Genomic DNA, 17,384 nt, shown 5'->3' on the forward strand with positions numbered 1-17,384 from the left:
ACCTTCAAGCTTGTATGTGTCAACAAATCAGTTATGTTCATTGGATGGAAGATATTATGAGATGTTGACATTTTCACCTTTGATAGGACTACTATATCTAACTATGTAAAGTTTTGTAACGACATTCAACATTTCTGATACTGAGATTTCCCTGTATAAGGAATTTTGGGAGTTAGGAAGGAGAGAAATCCTGATACTGTGAAGGCTAATATAATTAGCCCTTTTTGCCAAAATAGTTAATAGTAGCTTGGTTATCACTGATGCCCTGTAAATCTGTTGATAGTATTTTGGATTATGCCCTTTTGGGGCACGATTTATCTCCGGCCGATGGAGTGGTGTTATTAAAACAAACCGACCCAGAGTCCATCGCCGCTATTCGTACTACCGCTGACAAACTCCGTTGTAGTCAATCAGGCAATACGGTAACCTACATAATTAACCGCAATATTAACTTTACTAATATTTGTGACCAACACTGTAGTTTTTGTGCCTTCCGTCGGGATGACGGTGACCCTGGTGCTTACTGGTTAGATTGGGCGCAAATTGTCGAAAAATCCACAGATGCGGTAAAAAGAGGAGCAACGGAAATCTGTATGCAAGGGGGATTAAATCCACAAGCCCAGATCAACGGTAAATCCCTACATTACTACCTCAAATTGGTAGAAACAATAAAGAAGCAATTTCCCCACATACATCTACACGCTTTTTCTCCCCAGGAAATTCAATTTATTGCTAGGCTTGATCAGCTTGAATATGCCGATGTGATTACGGCTTTGCGCGATGCTGGTGTAGGCTCAATGCCAGGAACAGCAGCCGAAATACTAGACGATCAAGTAAGGCGAATATTGTGTCCAGAAAAAATTGACACAGCCACTTGGTTAGAAATTGTTAGCACAGCTCACAAATTAGGTTTACCCACTACTAGCACCATACTATCCGGGCATATTGAAACACCAGAACAACAAATTGGACATTTAGAAAAATTGCGATCGCTACAAAAAACTGCCATTAATCAGGAATATCCGGCGCGCATTACTGAGTTTATCCTGTTACCATTTGTCGGACAAGAAGCACCCAAATTATTACGTCATCGTGTGGGACGCGATCAACCTGTTCTCAATGATGCTTTATTATTAACAGCTGTAGCGCGGATTTATTTGGGAAATTGGATACCTAACCATCAGCCAAGTTGGGTCAAACTAGGACTTAGTGGCGCGACTGAAGCTTTGTTGTGGGGTTGCAATGATATCGGTGGTACATTAATGGAAGAACATATTACTACAATGGCAGGAGCTGTGGGTGGTACTTGTATGGAAGTGGATACTCTGCAAAATGCTATCGCTTCCCTGGGAAGACCGTACCAACAAAGAGATACTCTGTATCACAAAATCATTAGTCATTAGTTTCTGCTCATCTTTTGAATGATCCCCTGCATACCAATCCACGATAGGATGAACCTTGATTTACCTATTATTCATCGAGAACATATGAAGCACTATTGGTCACGTCTACTTGCCTTGGTTTTGATTGTAACCATTGGTCTTACCGGCTGTTCTGCTAGTCCGGACAGTTTAACAGGGGATTATCGTCAAGACACCTTAGCTGTAGTCAATATTATGAAAGAAGCTTTGGATTTAACGGCAGATTCACCCAACAAAGAAGTTATCCAAGCAGAAGCACGTCAAAAAATCAATGATTTTTCTGCTCGCTACCAACGGGATAATTCTGTTTCTAATCTGAGTTCCTTTACAACTATGCGAACAGCCCTCAACTCATTAGCTGGACACTACAGTTCTTACCCAAATCGTCCCGTACCCCAAAAGCTCAAAAATCGTCTAGAGCAAGAATTAGAACGGGTAGAGTCGGCTTTGAAACGCGGTGCTTAACTATTTGCTATCTTTGACGTCGTGAGATAACTCCCAGTACAGCAACGAAGGAGTTTACTGGGAGATGAATCACGACCCATGTAAAAATCCACCCTAGGCAGACATTTTAGCAATCTTAACGGTCATAGCATAATATCGGCAATGACATCAGATGCCACTTTTGAGCCAAGACTGGTTTTCTCCCCCAACAACTCCCATGGCCAAAATAAAATACCCGAATACCCGGGAGTCCAATGTTGTAAATCACATACGATACATAAAAATAAGTTTTTCTTACCTAATGGTGGGCAGTCAGTGGGTATAAAACAGATGCTTACAAATTAAAACTAGATAAACCAGATGACAGCCCAAAGTAGCCTAGGCCACAGCAAGAATCAGACACTACAACCCAAAACTTTTATTGGTGGGAGTATAAATTCCCTTAAATACAGCCCAAGTATCATTTTTGTTTAGTCAATCTACAAATTTCTGAGCACATCTGGCAACAGAAATAGAATTTTGGCAGTCTTGAACAACCGAGGTTCAAACTTTCAGTTATTGTTAGTTTCCTTTGATATCCGTAACTGAAAGTTAATTTTCATAGGGTTAATCACAGATTTGTGCTTCTACTTTTATGTATGTCTAACTCTCCTTTGAATTTACCAAAAAGAACACTATTTTGGCGCTGTCTATTCGCTACTGTTTCCACTAGTAGTTTCTTGATTTCTCAATTTGTTAGCCAAGCAGCACAGCCGCAAGTAAAAGATTATTGCCAACTATCAACAGCAGCAGCAAAAGCCAAAGAAGACTTACGTTTGTCAGCCGTCCAAGGTAGTCAAGATGCCCAGAAAAGCTACCAACAACTAGTGAACCAACACGCACAGGATTTACAAAATTGCCGTAATCGAACTTGGCCAGAAATCCAAGCAATCTGGTTACGCTTATATCCCTGTGACCTTCAGCCAGGAGCAATTGACCAAATCATGGATCGCATTGTCAATGCTGGCTACAACAAAGTTTATGTAGAAGTCTTTTATGACGGGCAGGTATTATTACCAGCAGCAGCTAATCCCACAGTGTGGCCATCGGTAATTCGCACTCCAGGAGCAGAAAAAGTAGATTTACTGGCTACAGCTATTCAAAAAGGGCGGCAACGTGGTTTAAAGGTTTACGCCTGGATGTTTACTAACAATTTCGGTTACACATACAGTCAACGTTCAGATCGCGCAGATGCCCTGGCTCGCAATGGCAAGGGTCAAACCAGCTTATATGTCACTGATAATACTTCTCAAGTATTCATTGACCCATATAACTTACAAGCAAAACGTGACTACTATCAAATGGTCCAGGAAGTAGTACGTCGTAGACCTGATGGAATCCTCTTTGACTATGTACGCTACCCGCGACAAGCAGGAAGTAATTCTATTGCCACTACAGTTTCTGATTTGTGGCTATTTAGTCCAGCGATTCAACAAGCTTTATTTCGCCGTGCCGAGAATAACAAAGGAACAGAACTAATTCGGCGTTTTTTGGGTAAGGGATACGTAACAGCCGGAGATATCAACGAAGTCGATCAGCTTCACCCCCAAGAAAGCGAACCCATGTGGCAAGGCCGGATTCTTCAGCCAGAACCAAAGTCAATTCTATCTCCCAGTCAGAGACAACCACAATTGCAATTGCAATTGTGGCAATTGGCAGTTGCCCATGCCATGCAAGGTATTTTAGATTTTGTCGCCTTAGCTACTTACCCAGCCCAGCAACAAAGCATTCCATCAGGGGTAGTGTTTTTTCCTGATGGTAATCAAACTGTAGGACAAGGGTATGATTCTCGTTTGCAACCTTGGGATAGGTTCCCTAATCATTTAGAATGGCATCCCATGTCCTATGCAACTTGTGGTAATGTCGCTTGCATTGTGCAGCAAGTAAAACGAGTTTTGAACACCGCACAACCAGGGACAAAAATTATTCCTGCTCTAGCAGGAAATTGGGGAGCATCAGTTAGTAATCGCCCATCAATAGAAGCACAAATACAAGCACTTCGCCAATTTGCTCCCCAATTAGCAGGAGTTAGCCATTTTGCCTATTCTTGGCAATACCCTGAACATGATAGCGATCGCAAGTTCTGTCGTGTTCGGTAAAAAGACCTTTCCCACATAGTCAGGGAATAGAATAAATTCCCTGACTCATATTTCACTGAGCTTATTTGTAACTATTTCGTTTCCATCCAATTATCACCGACGCGGACATCTACCACTAATGGCACAGTTAAAAATACAGCATTTTCCATAACCAACTTAATTTGTGGTTGTAATTCTTCCCACTCTTGGGGAGGAACTTCAAACACTAATTCGTCATGAACTTGTAATAACAATCGCGCTTGATATTTCTGCAACACATCATGCAGTCTAATCATGGCAATTTTAATAATATCAGCACTAGAACCTTGAATAGGAGCATTAGCAGCAGAACGTAATAATCCCGCATCATAAGCACCTAAATTTTTTAATTTACTCAAATCAATGTCTTCTGGTTTACTGCCTTTTAACTTACGTAAACTATTATTGGTAAACTCAAGATAACGCCGACGGCCAAGAATAGTTTCTACATAACCGTGAGCGATTGCTTGTTTTTTTAACCCTTCTAAATATGCAAAAACTAGCGGATAACGTTCATTAAACCGTTTAATAAACTCATTGGCAATGGTTTTATCTATGCCAGTGGAACGAGAAAATTTCAGCGAACCCATACCATAAATTACACCAAAATTGATAGTTTTGGCTATCCTACGTTCATCTGATGTAATATCTGACTTTTCAAATAGCAAACGAGCGGTGACAGTGTGAATATCTTGATTTTGATGATAGGCTTCCACTAATATTGGTTCTTGGCTTAAATGCGCCAAAATTCGCAACTCTATTTGTGAGTAATCAGCCGCCGCCATTAAATATCCTGGTTCTGGCAAAAATGCTTTGCGAATCTGGCGACTGAAAGCTGTGCGAATGGGGATATTTTGTAAATTGGGATGAGAAGAAGATAACCTGCCAGTAGATGTTACTGTTTGATTAAAATTAGTATGCACTCGCAGAGTGTCTGAACGTACTAATGCCGGTAAAGCATCTACATAAGTAGACTTTAATTTAGATAAAGTGCGGTACTCAATAATGGCATCAACAAATCCGGTTTGATCAACTTCTTGCAATTTTTCTAATGTTGCCGCATCTGTAGAGTATCCTGTTTGGATTTTACGCGAATATTTGGTGCTCAATTGCAATTTTTCAAATAATATTACACTCAATTGTTTAGGAGAACCTAAATTAAAAATTTCCCCTGCTATTGTAGTTGCTTGTTCCTGCAACTTGGCTAAATCTATATCTAACTTTTGGGAAAGTTCTTGCAAATAAACTGAATTAATCCGGACTCCTGTATACTCCATCTCTGCTAAAACTTGTTCTAGCGGCTGTTCTACTTCTACTAATAATTTGTTCAAAGCGGGGGATTTTTCTAGTTCCTCACGCAATTTTGACACAAGTTGAAACGTGGCGTAAACTTGCAAACAGCAATAATCAGCCACCGCACCAATACTTATGTCAGCAATAGTTTCACCTTTGGGAACTAAATTTTCATAATTTTGCAGACTTAATCCCAAATAACGCTGTGATAAATCACTCAGGTTGTGGCTAGTATCTGGATTAAGAACATAACTCGCTAGCATAGGGTCGAAAACAAGTCCTGCTAATTTAATTCCTTGACAGCGAAAAACTAAGTAGTCAAATTTGCCATTTTGGAAAGTTTTGGGATAATCAGCACTGGTGAGAATTGGTTGGAGTGCTGCTAGTACCACATCTTGACTCAAATTTGTGCCACTTTTATGCGCCAGAGGAATATAAGCAGATTGATCTGGTTTTGTTCCCCAGCAACAGCCAATTCCCACCAAAGTAGCATCCCGTGGTTCTAAGTCAGTGGTTTCAGTATCCCAAGCCACGGGGATGATTGGGTTACTCAAGGTTTGTAGCAGTTTGACTAATTCTGTGAGTTTAGCTGGGGAATTAATAATTTGTGGTTTAACTGGTAATGCTCCTTGCTGTGCTAATATCCGTGTGTCAACAGCACTGAAAAACCAGACATCATCATCATCTTCTTCATCAGTGTTTGCTAGTTCTGGGTTTGCGGTTACTGAAGTTTCCGCAAGTTCTCCACCAAAGCGTTGCTGAAGTTCCTTAACTTTACCTAAAAAAGTTTTGAATTCTAACTTTTCTAAAATTGGAATGAGCAGGTTGCTATCAAATCCTGTTAATTTGCAACTTTCTAAATCAACTTCTAGAGGAACATCTATGACAATTTTTGCTAAATATTGTGATTTTTGAGCGTCTTCTCTACCCACCTCTAGTTTTTTCTGAGTTGCGCCTTTAATTTGATCTAAAGATGCATAAATTTGTTCAAGAGAACCGTAGGTACTAAGCAATTGTACGGCTGTTTTGTCGCCAATTCCCTTGACACCAGGAATATTATCTGACTTATCACCACAAAGAGCTTTAAAATCAACAATTTGTGTGGGTAATACACCTAATTTTGCTTTAACTTGTTCTGTACTAAATTCAGTAATGGCGTTTGTAGAGCGTTTCAGCGCATCTGGACTAAAACTTAAAACAGTGATTTGCTCATCAGGGTCGATGAGTTGAAATAAATCGCGATCGCCTGTGAGGATTTTTACTTTATACCCTGCGGCAGAGGCTTGTTTTGCTAAGGTTCCTAACACATCATCTGCTTCATAACCTGGAGCCGTAAAAATGCTTAAGTTAAAGCCTTCTAGTAATTCGTGAAGATTTTTCAAATCAGGTACAAAATCTTCTGGTGTTCCAGGGCGATCAGCTTTATAGGTATCATCAGCTTCGTGGCGAAAAGTCGGTAAACCCAAATCAAAAGCAATGGCCATTGCTTGTGGCTGTTCCGTGTCCATGACTTCTATCAGACATTTGAGAAAGCCAAAACACACACTAGTAGGAATCCCCGATTTAGTACGTAGTCCCCCATCTCGTCCTTTGGCAAAGGCAAAATAGGAACGAAAAGCCAGGGAGTGTCCATCTATAAGGATGAAGGTGGGACGTATTGCGGTGACAACATCGGAAATTTGAGACATAAATCTATTGTAGCCATAGCATATTCTAATTATTCCCAATACACAAAAGATTTGGATCTGACAAATATCATTTCAAAATTCTCATGAAGTATAGAAAAAAGCGTTCAGTTTAATAACTAAAAATTTTAGCTTCATTACTCTCCAGAGCTTCCTAGAGACTGGTAACCTCATACTGGAAGTTAAAATCTAGGGAATTTATGCACAAAGTATCTGCTGCTGACTTGGCATCCACTAGTGATCAGGCTATAGCAGCACAAAACATGATAAAACTACTTGTTCTAGATATCGATGGCACGATTTCTGGAGAGTCTAACACTTTAAGTCCAGCTGTAAAGCAGGCCATCGCTGCCGTACAGGATCAGGGAATTCAAGTGGCCATCGCTACTGGTAGGATGTATTGTTCAGCTTTACGCTTCCACCAAGAAATTAACTCTGTGCTACCACTAGCAGCTTATCAGGGCGCTTGGATTCAAGACCCAGCTAATCAGAAAATTCATCGCCATTGGGCTGTTTCCAAAGATATTGCTCACCAGTTGCTAGACTATTTTGAACAACCGCACCTGCGAGCGCTATTATCTGTCCACTTCTATATCAATGACCAACTTTACGTGCGGGATTTGACCAAAGAAAGTCAAATTTATGCAGAACGTTCCGGTATTACCCCGATTCCCGTGGGCGATTTGCGGCGAGTTCTCACTAATGAACCGACAAAGATATTAGCATTGTGCGAAGATACGGAATTAATCAAGCAGCTATTCGGAGACTTGCGCCGCCAATACACACCAGCTGAACTTTATCTGACAACATCTGTTGCTACCTTTTTTGAAGCAACAAATCCCTTGGTCAATAAGGGAACTGCTGTGCGCTACATTGCTGAAGAACTGCTAGGGTTACAAAGTAGTAATGTCATGGCCATTGGTGATAACTTTAATGATTTAGAAATGCTTGAATATGCTGGCATTGGTGTAGCTATGGGCAACGCTCCACCAGGGGTGCAAGCGATGGCGCAATGGGTAGCTCCCACTGTAGAGAAAGATGGAGTTGCCACTGCCATTGAGAAGTTTTTACTATCGTCAGAATATTTTCATCCACTCTGACAAAATTAGATGAAATCAGAAAAGACACCGACGACTGGCCGTGTTTCGTCTCGGTGCCTTTGCTGGTTCGCTCCTCACACACCAGATAATATAGCCGAGGTGATGAAATGAGTCAATAGTTACGAGAAAAGTTTTGGTTTTTTGCTTGTGAGAGCCTACTGGCTGGTGGTCAGTTCATTCAGCATAAAATTTCCTAGACATTCAATCTTGTGTGAATTGCAAAGGCTACCTCAAAATTACCTAGAGCCAACCTGTATTAACGGTTCAGTTACCAGCCCAATCCAACAACGCAAATATTTCCCTGTTCACAATAGTGAAAAATTGCCCAAAGTCTGATCATGGGTTGATATTCAGGATATTCACTGTGTCATAACTCCAAAGGAGCAAAAGAACCCAGTTTATTTACCAATAAATAACTCAACACAGATTGGGTAGCGATCATTAATCCCAGTCTGGCTTTGGCTAGTTCTGGCGAAGAAATTTTCACCTCTCCCCAAATAGGGCACTGACACCAGAAAACCTCAACAGCTTGACTTAAATTTAATGCCATTTTTTCCCAGTTCACAACATCACACACATCAGGAAATTCTAAATTGTCTATCACTTGTATTAACTGGGCAGTTAGACGAGCCTCTGCTGGGTGATTAAGGCGGAGTGTTTGATCATCTTTGAGCCAAGGTATTTGCTCTACTGACACCAAACTTACAAGACTTGGTTGATGCCCACCACAGTTTTCACTCATATTTGGCATCGGTTCTCTAAGTTTAATCAATCCTTCTCTGTGAGCTAGTAGCAACAATGAGTAGCAGCGTGCATGAGCGTATTGGATAGCAAATAAGCGAGACTGATGTTGTATGGTAATTTTGCCTTTGTCCCTTTCCCAATTTTCTCCTAAACTCCTGGTTACCAGGGTTTGCAACCAACTAGCTAAAAATGGATGAGTTAATTGTAAATAAATCCATCCTGGAGGAACTGTTTGCACGGCAAAAACGTCCTCACTGATTGCTGATAAGTGAGAAACAATTCCACTGGCCAATTCCATAGTTGTTTGATTATGAGATTTCGCCTCCCCTAAGGCTACACCTGAAATATATAAGACTCGACTATGGTCTCTAACTTTGTATAGAGAAAATTTTCTAGTTTTTATGCTTGTAAGTCGATTATTAGAAGTAGAAATACTTAGAACATACAACAAATAACTGTATATTAAGTTTTTAATTGCTATATACTTGCACACTAGTAGCTTCTAATATACTATGGGCTTATTCTAAAAAAGTAACTCTTACTGATTTGTATATTTTGGTCAGCTATCTTAAGATATAAATCTAATCTTAATGAAGAAAAATGAGAGTAGCATAAAATTTGATGAATATTAGATGAATAGTAAGTAAACTTTACTACCATCATTGTACAGTAGAAAGTATAACAAAAGAGTAGAGCGCAAACTCATTGCTTTTCTACTCTTTGGATGGCTGACGCTGTTAGGCGTTAAGCCTACTCTGCCAACACAAAGACACTCCTTGCACCTTTTTATGACGTCTTTGTCTTCAGCCGAACGCTCTTTGTTACCTATGCAATCTCCATCTTCTTTTTCTGAGGCATCACGGCCTTTTTTAACTTGGCAACGGATTCTTGACTGGGCTCAAGAACACTACCGCTGCCGCACCTTTAGCAAAGATGAACGCATTCCAGCCCGACCTGGATTGCTCTACTTGGTGCAAAGGGGCGCAATCCGTATGGTAGGAACCGCACAAGTTAGTGCCACTGCCAGTCAGCTAACCTCTCGACGAATTAACAGAACTCCAGAGGAAGCCTTCTTAGGTTTTGTCGGTGCGGGACAGCCTTTTGAAATTGTTGCTCAGTCACCATTCACGCTCCAAGCATACGCCCATGTTGACCAAACTGCGGTGCTGTGGATGTACTGGCACGACTTAGACAACTGGCCTCACTTTCGGCGTGAAGTAATGGATGCCTTTAGGTATCAGCACCAGCGTAAATTGCTGTGGCTGAGTGCCTTGGGACAACGGCGCACAATTGACCGACTCTTAGGATTTCTTACACTGTTGATTGAGGAATATGGAGAGCCGTCAATGAGCGAAACTGATCCCGATGTGATTCGTGGCTATTGTCTGCCCTTCCCCCTTACCCATGCCCAAATTGGTAGCGCTATCGGTTCGACTCGCGTTACTGTAACTCGCTTGATGGGCAAATTGCGTCAACGCGGTCTAATCCTCACCCAAGGAGATAATCTTATTTGCTTGCCGGCAGAGTCGATAAATCGAGTCAGCTAAAACGCAGTTCAGATCTGGTCACAAAAAGCCACAGCAAGTTAGAGTCAGCAACACCGACTTGCTGTTAGGTTTGAGCAATCTGTTTGACCACCACAAACAGATTGTGCTTGATTGGGTAGTTTGTTGATTAAAAAATCTCAATGCTCAATTTGTTCTGTTTACCAAAACATTTAAAAGGGAGAATAAATGTTTTTGGTAATGAGCAGTCCATAGCCCTTGCGTCCGCCCCAACGGCAAGGGCTACACCATATTGAGGCAACATTTCAGGGGCAAAAGCGTATGGGATGCTACCCGGACTATCAGTAAACTCAGACTGGGCTTGGGTGGTCGTGGATTAAACTCCACATCAGACCATTGGGTTGACCACTCAAATGGCCTAGGAAAAAAACTTCTCAAACCTAATTTGGACTTTAAGTTCCGATTTTTGCTGAAAATTAAAGTATTGAAAAGCATTAATAATGAATGAAACTTTTCATTCCACATCCTGGTTTGGGCATGATAATTTTTTCCCAAAATCACAGCAGAAGCACCAGTGACCGATAAAATATTCGTTACTTACCTAACTTATCTCTTGGATGGAAACTCACTCTTAGAGGTTTATATCTAGCCTGTTTGCAGAGCTGATAAAGCTATAAAAGAAATATTTGTTCATATTTTTAGTAACTGTAATTATTAATGTCTAGTTCGTAATTCGTAATTGTTCTATCAGGACAAATTGTATTTTGCCAATCAATAAATTAAAAGTAGGAAATTGTATCCTGAACTTATGAATTATGAATTACGAACTACGAATTAGTCATTATTTAATCATTGGTCATTTACAAAAAAAAAATGACTTATGACAACAGGTTAATTATTAGATGTTAGCCCGCTTCAGAAGAATTGGTGGTAGCTCCATCCAGTGTGTTTACCATGAGTTTTTGTTGTGATAGTTTTAACATTTCTTGATTCCATTCCGGGGTGGCAAACTGAGGCAAAATTTCTTGACTGAAGGCTTCCGCCGCTTTGGAACGATAACGATTAGGATTAAAAATCATCCATAGCGTTCGCTTGACGACGACACCTTCAATAGGAGTACATCGTAGTACACCCATTTGTAATTCTTTGGTGATGGCTGAGGTGGAGACAAATGCTGCTCCCAAGCCTGATTGCACGGCATTTTTGATTGCTTCTATGGAATTTAGTTCCATTTCGAATTTAAAGCGCCTGGTATCAATATCAGAACGTGCTAACACCTGGTCAATCACCTTGCGGATAGTTGATTGTGAGTCCAGGGCAATGAATTGTAGTTTATATAGGTCTTCTTTTTGAATTTTGTCGAGTTTGGCAAAGGGATGGAATATCGGTAAAATCAGGGCTAGTTCATCCTCAGCATAAGGGATAACTTCTAAACATTCTGCCAATTCAGAGGGAATTTCCCCACCGATAATCGCGAGATCAACTTGTCCATTAGCTACACTCCAAGCGGTTCGCCGGGTAGAGTGGACGTGCAATTGCACAGCCACATCTGGATATTTTTGCCGGAACATACCGATCATTTTAGGCAACAAATAAGTGCCAGTAGTTTGAGAAGCGCCGACAATTAAAGTACCACCTTGGAGACTTTGTAAATCTTCGACAGCGCGGCAGGTTTCCTGACATAGACTGAGGATTTTTTCCCCGTAGCTTAATAGTAGATGACCGGCTTCGGTTAATTGTGCGCGACGACCTCCACGGTCAAATAAAGGCACATCCAGCTGCCGTTCTAAATTTTGGACTTGCAAACTCACCGCAGGTTGGGAGACGTAAAGACTATCAGCAGCCCGCTTAAAGCTCCCTTCTGCAGCGATCGCTTTCAGGATACGTAACTGATCTAAAGTAAAAGGAAGGTCAGACATAAGGCTAAACCCACAAATTTTGAAAGGAGCAGCTTGGGCAACAAATCAAGTTTTTCAGCTTTTTACTGGGCTTGTTTTGTTGCATCTTCAACTTGAAGGCTTTACTCGAAAAAGACAGTACCACAACATTTTGACCCTACCAATCTCAGATTTTGGATTTGGGATTTTCGATGGTCTTTTGGTTCGAGCAAGGTTGCCAGGAAAGCGGAACAAATCTGAAATACTCGTTGCATTGCTTAGGCTTCGCCAACGTCAACATAAAATCACAAATCTCAAATCCAAAATTGTTTCACTAAAGTTCACTTTTGAACACCTTGTGGTAATGATTGTGCTAAGTTAAATTTTTGTTATATTACTTCACCTATGTATACGATGCTGAATTTTTGGCTTACTCCCAGTCATTTTGTCATGTTGGGGTTAGAATTAACATTCGCGATCGCCCACAGTGGGGGAGCTGCCCTGCGTCCTTGGGCAGAAAAACACATAGGGCCAAGGCTTTATCGCATTTGCTTTGCATTAGTTAGTTTACCGTTAGCTGTAATCTTAATTATTTACTTTTTCAATCATCGTTATGATGGCTTGCAACTTTGGTTGGTACAGGGGGTGCCAGGAGTGAGGGTAGTGGTTTGGGTATTGTCAGCAATTTCCTTTTTATTTTTGTATCCTGCCACCTTCAATTTACTAGAAATTGCCGCCATTCAAAAGCCCCAAGTCCACTTGTTCGAGACAGGGATTATTCGTATTACCCGGCATCCCCAGATGGTAGGACAAATAATATGGTGTCTTGCCCATACCCTCTGGATCGGAACTAGCTTTACCCTGGTTACTTCCATGGGGTTGATATTTCATCACTTGTTTGGAGTTTGGCATGGAGATCGCCGTCTTGCTGTCCGCTATGGTGAGGCCTTTGAAATTGTCAAACAAAGGACATCAGTTATTCCTTTCCGAGCAATTATTGATGGTCGTCAATCTATCAAATGGCAGGAATTTATCCGCCCGGCTTATTTAGGTGTAGGAATTTTTATAGCTCTACTTTCGTGGGCACACCCCCTGTTAATTATGGCAACTAGTAAGATATTATGGTAGTTTGAGATGATCCCCGCTATCAAAAGAAAATACAAGTTAGGGAAAATTTATGCTGATCAACTGCTACCAAATCAATGTAGGATAAATTCAAATAAGTTATCAGTAGGGGTGCGCTCAGTCAGTTTGATATTTTATCTGGGTGTGTTACCAGTCAAATGCCTCTATCGGGGAAGTGATAACACAGCATAAATTCCTTGGACACAGAAACAACTAGGAGTTAAAAACTCAAACTGGCGAGGCCATGAGTTGCCCTAACTTTTTGTCAGAGTGAAAATCAACGCTGGAGTAGTTGCATAATAATGTTTCCCCCAAAGCTTATGTAAGCAAAGACTGGCTTGCAAATTCCCGCTACTGATAGCTAGTTTAATAAAAAAACCTTATAAATCTAGAGGCGTCATGGTGTTGTCGGTTAGTGAGCGGACATTTACTCAAGAAGTTTTACAATCTCCAATTCCTGTTTTAGTTAATTTTGAAGCTCCCTGGTGCGGGTTGTGTCGCATTATTCACCCTCTGTTGTTGCAATTTAATGCTCAATGTGGGGATAAAATTAAGTTGGTAGGGGTTAATGCTGATAATAATTTTAAACTGGCTAACAGTTACCGACTCAAGTCACTGCCAACTTTACTGTTGGTTGAAAATGGCATAATTCGGCATCGCCTAGAAGGTTTCCGTGGTAAAGAAGATTTACGTCTAGCTTTAGAAGAAATTAAACTCACTTACAACACCCGTTCTAAAACATACAATCATCTGACAACAGCAGACTTGGGATGTCGTTCAGCATAAATAGGGTCTTGAGGAGTAGTTACTGGTTATTAGTAACACGATTGCCCGCTTTCTATTCCCTAGGAGACAGTTTCTAAAATATAAAACCATGCTTAATTACCCCACTCAATAACCTTTGGGTGGGGTATTTTATCCTCAAGGGTGTGTGTCAAAATTATTAACAGTTCCGCCAAGTTAGTCAATAATTCTAAAAGTAAGCGTCAGTGATGGAAGTAATCTATGAATATGCCTGGCTAATTCCAGTATTCCCGCTTGTGGGAGCAATGCTGGTTGGTCTGGGATTAATTTCTTTAAATCAGGTGACAAACCGCCTGCGGCAACTCAACGCTGTACTGATCATTTCCTTGATGGCAGCAGCGATGGGTATGTCATTGACCTTGCTGTGGAGCCAAATTCAAGGACACGAAGCTTACCTTCGCACCCTGGAATGGGCAGCAGCAGGAAACTTTCACCTGAGTATGGGCTACACTATCGATCATTTAACAGCCCTGATGCTAGTGGTTGTCACCACAGTAGCCTTATTAGTCATGGTCTACACCGATGGCTATATGGCCCATGACCCAGGATACGTCAGGTTTTACGCCTATCTCAGTTTATTTGGTTCCTCCATGTTGGGTTTAGTAGTTAGTCCCAACCTGGTGCAAATTTATATATTCTGGGAATTAGTCGGGATGTGTTCTTACTTGCTGGTCGGCTTTTGGTATGATCGCAAGGCGGCAGCAGATGCTTGTCAAAAGGCATTCGTAACTAACCGCGTGGGTGACTTTGGTCTACTACTTGGCATCCTAGGACTTTTCTGGGCTACGGGAAGCTTTGATTTTGCGGTCATGGGTGATCGCCTCTCCCAATTGATAGAAACAGGCTCTGTGAGCAATCTCCTTGCCATCTTATTGGCAATTTTGGTATTCCTAGGGCCGGTGGCAAAATCCGCGCAATTTCCTCTGCACGTCTGGCTCCCAGATGCAATGGAAGGCCCAACCCCCATTTCTGCCCTAATTCACGCCGCAACAATGGTGGCAGCCGGTGTCTTTCTCATTGCCCGGATGTACCCAGTGTTTGAACACGTCCCAGCAGCCATGAACGTCATTGCCTTTACCGGAGCATTTACGGCTTTTTTGGGTGCCAGCATCGCCATGACCCAGAACGATATCAAAAAGGGTCTAGCTTACTCCACCATTTCCCAATTAGGTTACATGGTGATGGCGATGGGATTAGGCTCATACAGTGCAGGATTGTTTCACCTCATGACCCATGCCTACTTTAAGGCAATGTTGTTCTTGGGTTCTGGTTCGGTGATTCATGGTATGGAAGCTGTTGTCGGTCATGACCCCACTTTCGCTCAAGATATGCGATTGATGGGACGACTACGACAGTATATGCCAATCACGGGAATTACCTTCTTGATTGGTTGCTTGGCAATTTCTGGTATCCCACCTTTTGCCGGCTTTTGGTCAAAAGATGAAATTCTTGGTAGCGCTTTTGAAGCTAACCCACTTCTTTGGTTGATTGGCTGGTTAACTGCCGGTATTACAGCTTTCTATATGTTTAGAATGTACTTCATGACATTTGAAGGCAAATTCCGGGGGAATGACGAGAAAATCAAGGATAAGCTGAAAAAAGCCGCCGCTCCCATTATTTTGGAATTAGAGTCAGCCCAACCAGCACCTAATTTTGGACCTGGGGCAATGAAAAAAGGAGAATTGGCAGCAAAAGGTGGACATGACTCCCACGTACACCACAGCGATAGTCCCCATGAATCGCCTTGGACGATGACTTTGCCTTTAGCACTCTTGGCCATACCCTCAATTTTGATTGGTTTGCTGGGCACACCTTATGCCAATTACTTCGAGCAGTTTATTTTTCCGCCCAGGGAAACCTTCACAGGGGTCTTGGAAAAGGCTGCTGAGTTTAACCCCACGGAGTTTTACGTCATGGCGGGGGCTTCAGTGGGGATTTCCTTAATTGGTATTACCTTGGCTTCGTTGATGTACTTGTGGGGCAAAATTGACCCAGCTGCGATCGCATCTCAAATTAAACCACTTTACGATCTATCCCTGAACAAGTGGTACTTTGATGACATTTACCATCGTGTCTTTGTTCTGGGCTTACGTCGTCTAGCTAGACAAGTGATGGAAGTTGACTTTCGCGTGGTAGATGGTGCTGTTAACCTTACAGGCTTTTTCACTCTGGTAAGTGGTGAAGGTCTGAAGTACCTAGAAAACGGTCGCGCTCAATTTTATGCCTTAATTATCTTTGGGGCTGTTTTGGGATTGGTGATAGTTTTTGGTATAACTTGATATAGACCACAGGGGAAAGGTAATGGAATCATCTTTAACCTTACCCCTGTTTTACACAAATTTTGTCAAAGTTTGTTGCCACAGCCCAGAATTTTAGTACCGCCTTAATCAAGAAACTTAAATGTTAAAATTATTTAAGTTTTGAGGGGTTCTCACAGAGAAAGATCCAATATGCAGGACGTAAAGTTACTGAAATTTCGGGTGTAAAAAAACGAAAAATTTTCCTTCGTTGCGAAAATTTGTTTTCTACTCATTAGTATTACTGGTTTCAGTTTGCAGCTTGTTGTTCACAGCACCTACCGCCATTGCTGCTGTAGATGGGACTACACAGTATATTGCTTTTGACACATCCACATCAAACGGATGGAAAAATGGATAACGGAGGAACTATGGGAATCCGGTTTTATTTATGAAAAAACTAGGTATAGTAAGGTGACTTATGATGAAATCCGTAATGCAGCCTTATTAAGACTTTGATGCCGTACTCTCCTCGCTTTAGGGAAGCCATGCCCCTTGGGCTACGGGCACCCTGCATTTCTGTTCAAAAATCCAATAGTAGCCCTTCATATTAGAATACTCTTAGTGTTAAGAATAATAAGGTTTTTGACGCTAAGTCAACGGCATTGTTATATATTATTCAAAATATTTTGGGTGAAGCTGGTTATATAAATATTTATTTAATATAATCTTACTTTCTAGAAGTGAACCTTATGAGAAAAAACTCTCATAATCCCCATGACTACCAATCCAGAACCATGTAACTGTATCACCATCAAAAACATCAATTAGCTCGATAATTGCCAGTGATTCGGACCAGAAATGTTGAATGTCGTTACAAAACTTTACATAGTTAGATATAGTAGTCCTATCAAAGGTGAAAATGTCAACATCTCATAATATCTTCCATCCAATGAACATAACTGATTTGTTGACACATACAAGCTTGAAGGT

General features: G+C 41.3%; 12 protein-coding genes. 9 read left to right on the forward strand and 3 right to left on the reverse strand.

Features of this window, described 5'->3' with window-relative positions; all coding sequences use genetic code 11:
- The first annotated feature begins 260 nt into the window (after positions 1-260).
- The 3 genes from cofH to NWP25_RS03310 all read left to right on the forward strand — a co-directional run bounded on the left by cofH (position 261) and on the right by NWP25_RS03310 (position 4,003).
- Positions 261-1,403, forward strand: coding sequence for a 7,8-didemethyl-8-hydroxy-5-deazariboflavin synthase subunit CofH (cofH, locus tag NWP25_RS03300; protein ID WP_280688547.1), 1,143 nt, complete (start codon positions 261-263; stop codon positions 1,401-1,403).
- Between the two features lie 84 nt (positions 1,404-1,487).
- A complete protein-coding gene (gene psb27, locus NWP25_RS03305; protein ID WP_280651711.1) occupies positions 1,488-1,886 on the forward strand; it encodes a photosystem II protein Psb27 in 399 nt (132 codons plus the stop codon).
- A 617-nt stretch (positions 1,887-2,503) separates the two neighbouring features.
- Positions 2,504-4,003 carry a family 10 glycosylhydrolase gene (locus NWP25_RS03310; protein WP_280656924.1) on the forward strand — a complete coding sequence of 500 codons (1,500 nt, stop codon included), beginning with the start codon at positions 2,504-2,506 and terminating at the stop codon, positions 4,001-4,003.
- Between the two features lie 71 nt (positions 4,004-4,074).
- Here NWP25_RS03310 and polA read toward each other — a convergent pair whose 3' ends face one another.
- Positions 4,075-7,002 carry a DNA polymerase I gene (gene polA, locus NWP25_RS03315; protein WP_280698871.1) on the reverse strand — a complete coding sequence of 976 codons (2,928 nt, stop codon included), beginning with the start codon at positions 7,000-7,002 and terminating at the stop codon, positions 4,075-4,077.
- 197 nt (positions 7,003-7,199) lie between these two features.
- On the opposite strand from polA, the gene NWP25_RS03320 reads away from it, so the two are divergent.
- Positions 7,200-8,099, forward strand: a complete 900-nt coding sequence (locus tag NWP25_RS03320) for a Cof-type HAD-IIB family hydrolase (protein WP_280651714.1) — start codon at positions 7,200-7,202, stop codon at positions 8,097-8,099.
- A gap of 367 nt (positions 8,100-8,466) precedes the next feature.
- Here the strand turns inward: NWP25_RS03320 and NWP25_RS03325 are convergent, their stop codons facing one another.
- On the reverse strand, positions 8,467-9,141 hold the full coding sequence (locus NWP25_RS03325) for a glutamate acetyltransferase (RefSeq protein ID WP_313959057.1): 675 nt from the start codon (positions 9,139-9,141) through the stop codon (positions 8,467-8,469).
- 490 nt (positions 9,142-9,631) lie between these two features.
- Between NWP25_RS03325 and NWP25_RS03330 the strand changes: the two genes are divergently transcribed.
- Positions 9,632-10,390, forward strand: a complete 759-nt coding sequence (locus NWP25_RS03330) for a Crp/Fnr family transcriptional regulator (protein ID WP_214441636.1) — start codon at positions 9,632-9,634, stop codon at positions 10,388-10,390.
- Positions 10,391-11,253: 863 nt separating this feature from the next.
- Here the strand turns inward: NWP25_RS03330 and NWP25_RS03335 are convergent.
- Positions 11,254-12,267, reverse strand: a complete 1,014-nt coding sequence (locus NWP25_RS03335; RefSeq protein ID WP_280651716.1) for a LysR family transcriptional regulator — start codon at positions 12,265-12,267, stop codon at positions 11,254-11,256.
- A 19-nt stretch (positions 12,268-12,286) separates the two neighbouring features.
- Between NWP25_RS03335 and NWP25_RS03340 the strand changes: the two genes are divergently transcribed.
- The 4 genes from NWP25_RS03340 to NWP25_RS03355 all read left to right on the forward strand — a co-directional run bounded on the left by NWP25_RS03340 (position 12,287) and on the right by NWP25_RS03355 (position 16,433).
- Complete coding sequence (locus tag NWP25_RS03340) at positions 12,287-12,607, forward strand: hypothetical protein (RefSeq protein ID WP_280651717.1); 321 nt, start codon at positions 12,287-12,289, stop codon at positions 12,605-12,607.
- 32 nt (positions 12,608-12,639) lie between these two features.
- Entirely contained in the window at positions 12,640-13,353 is a 714-nt protein-coding gene (locus NWP25_RS03345; protein WP_280698873.1) for an NnrU family protein, read from the forward strand.
- Positions 13,354-13,749: 396 nt separating this feature from the next.
- Positions 13,750-14,136, forward strand: coding sequence for a thioredoxin family protein (locus NWP25_RS03350; RefSeq protein ID WP_280651719.1), 387 nt, complete (start codon positions 13,750-13,752; stop codon positions 14,134-14,136).
- A gap of 206 nt (positions 14,137-14,342) precedes the next feature.
- Positions 14,343-16,433, forward strand: a complete 2,091-nt coding sequence (locus NWP25_RS03355) for an NAD(P)H-quinone oxidoreductase subunit 5 (RefSeq protein WP_280651720.1) — start codon at positions 14,343-14,345, stop codon at positions 16,431-16,433.
- Positions 16,434-17,384: the final 951 nt, after the last annotated feature.

This window comes from Umezakia ovalisporum Ak1311 (assembly GCF_029891685.1).
Lineage (GTDB): Bacteria > Cyanobacteriota > Cyanobacteriia > Cyanobacteriales > Nostocaceae > Umezakia > Umezakia ovalisporum.

Bases quoted from the DNA above. Each gene is read 5' to 3' on its own strand.
- NWP25_RS03350 (WP_280651719.1), top strand. From the start codon at position 13,750: ATGGTGTTGTCGGTTAGTGAGCGGACATTTACTCAAGAAGTTTTACAA.
- NWP25_RS03345 (WP_280698873.1), top strand. From the start codon at position 12,640: ATGCTGAATTTTTGGCTTACTCCCAGTCATTTTGTCATGTTGGGGTTA.
- cofH (WP_280688547.1), top strand. From the start codon at position 261: ATGCCCTGTAAATCTGTTGATAGTATTTTGGATTATGCCCTTTTGGGG.
- NWP25_RS03325 (WP_313959057.1), bottom strand. From the start codon at position 9,141: ATGGAATTGGCCAGTGGAATTGTTTCTCACTTATCAGCAATCAGTGAG.
- polA (WP_280698871.1), bottom strand. From the start codon at position 7,002: ATGTCTCAAATTTCCGATGTTGTCACCGCAATACGTCCCACCTTCATC.
- NWP25_RS03335 (WP_280651716.1), bottom strand. From the start codon at position 12,267: ATGTCTGACCTTCCTTTTACTTTAGATCAGTTACGTATCCTGAAAGCG.
- NWP25_RS03355 (WP_280651720.1), top strand. From the start codon at position 14,343: ATGGAAGTAATCTATGAATATGCCTGGCTAATTCCAGTATTCCCGCTT.
- psb27 (WP_280651711.1), top strand. From the start codon at position 1,488: ATGAAGCACTATTGGTCACGTCTACTTGCCTTGGTTTTGATTGTAACC.
- NWP25_RS03320 (WP_280651714.1), top strand. From the start codon at position 7,200: ATGCACAAAGTATCTGCTGCTGACTTGGCATCCACTAGTGATCAGGCT.
- NWP25_RS03310 (WP_280656924.1), top strand. From the start codon at position 2,504: ATGTCTAACTCTCCTTTGAATTTACCAAAAAGAACACTATTTTGGCGC.
- NWP25_RS03330 (WP_214441636.1), top strand. From the start codon at position 9,632: ATGACGTCTTTGTCTTCAGCCGAACGCTCTTTGTTACCTATGCAATCT.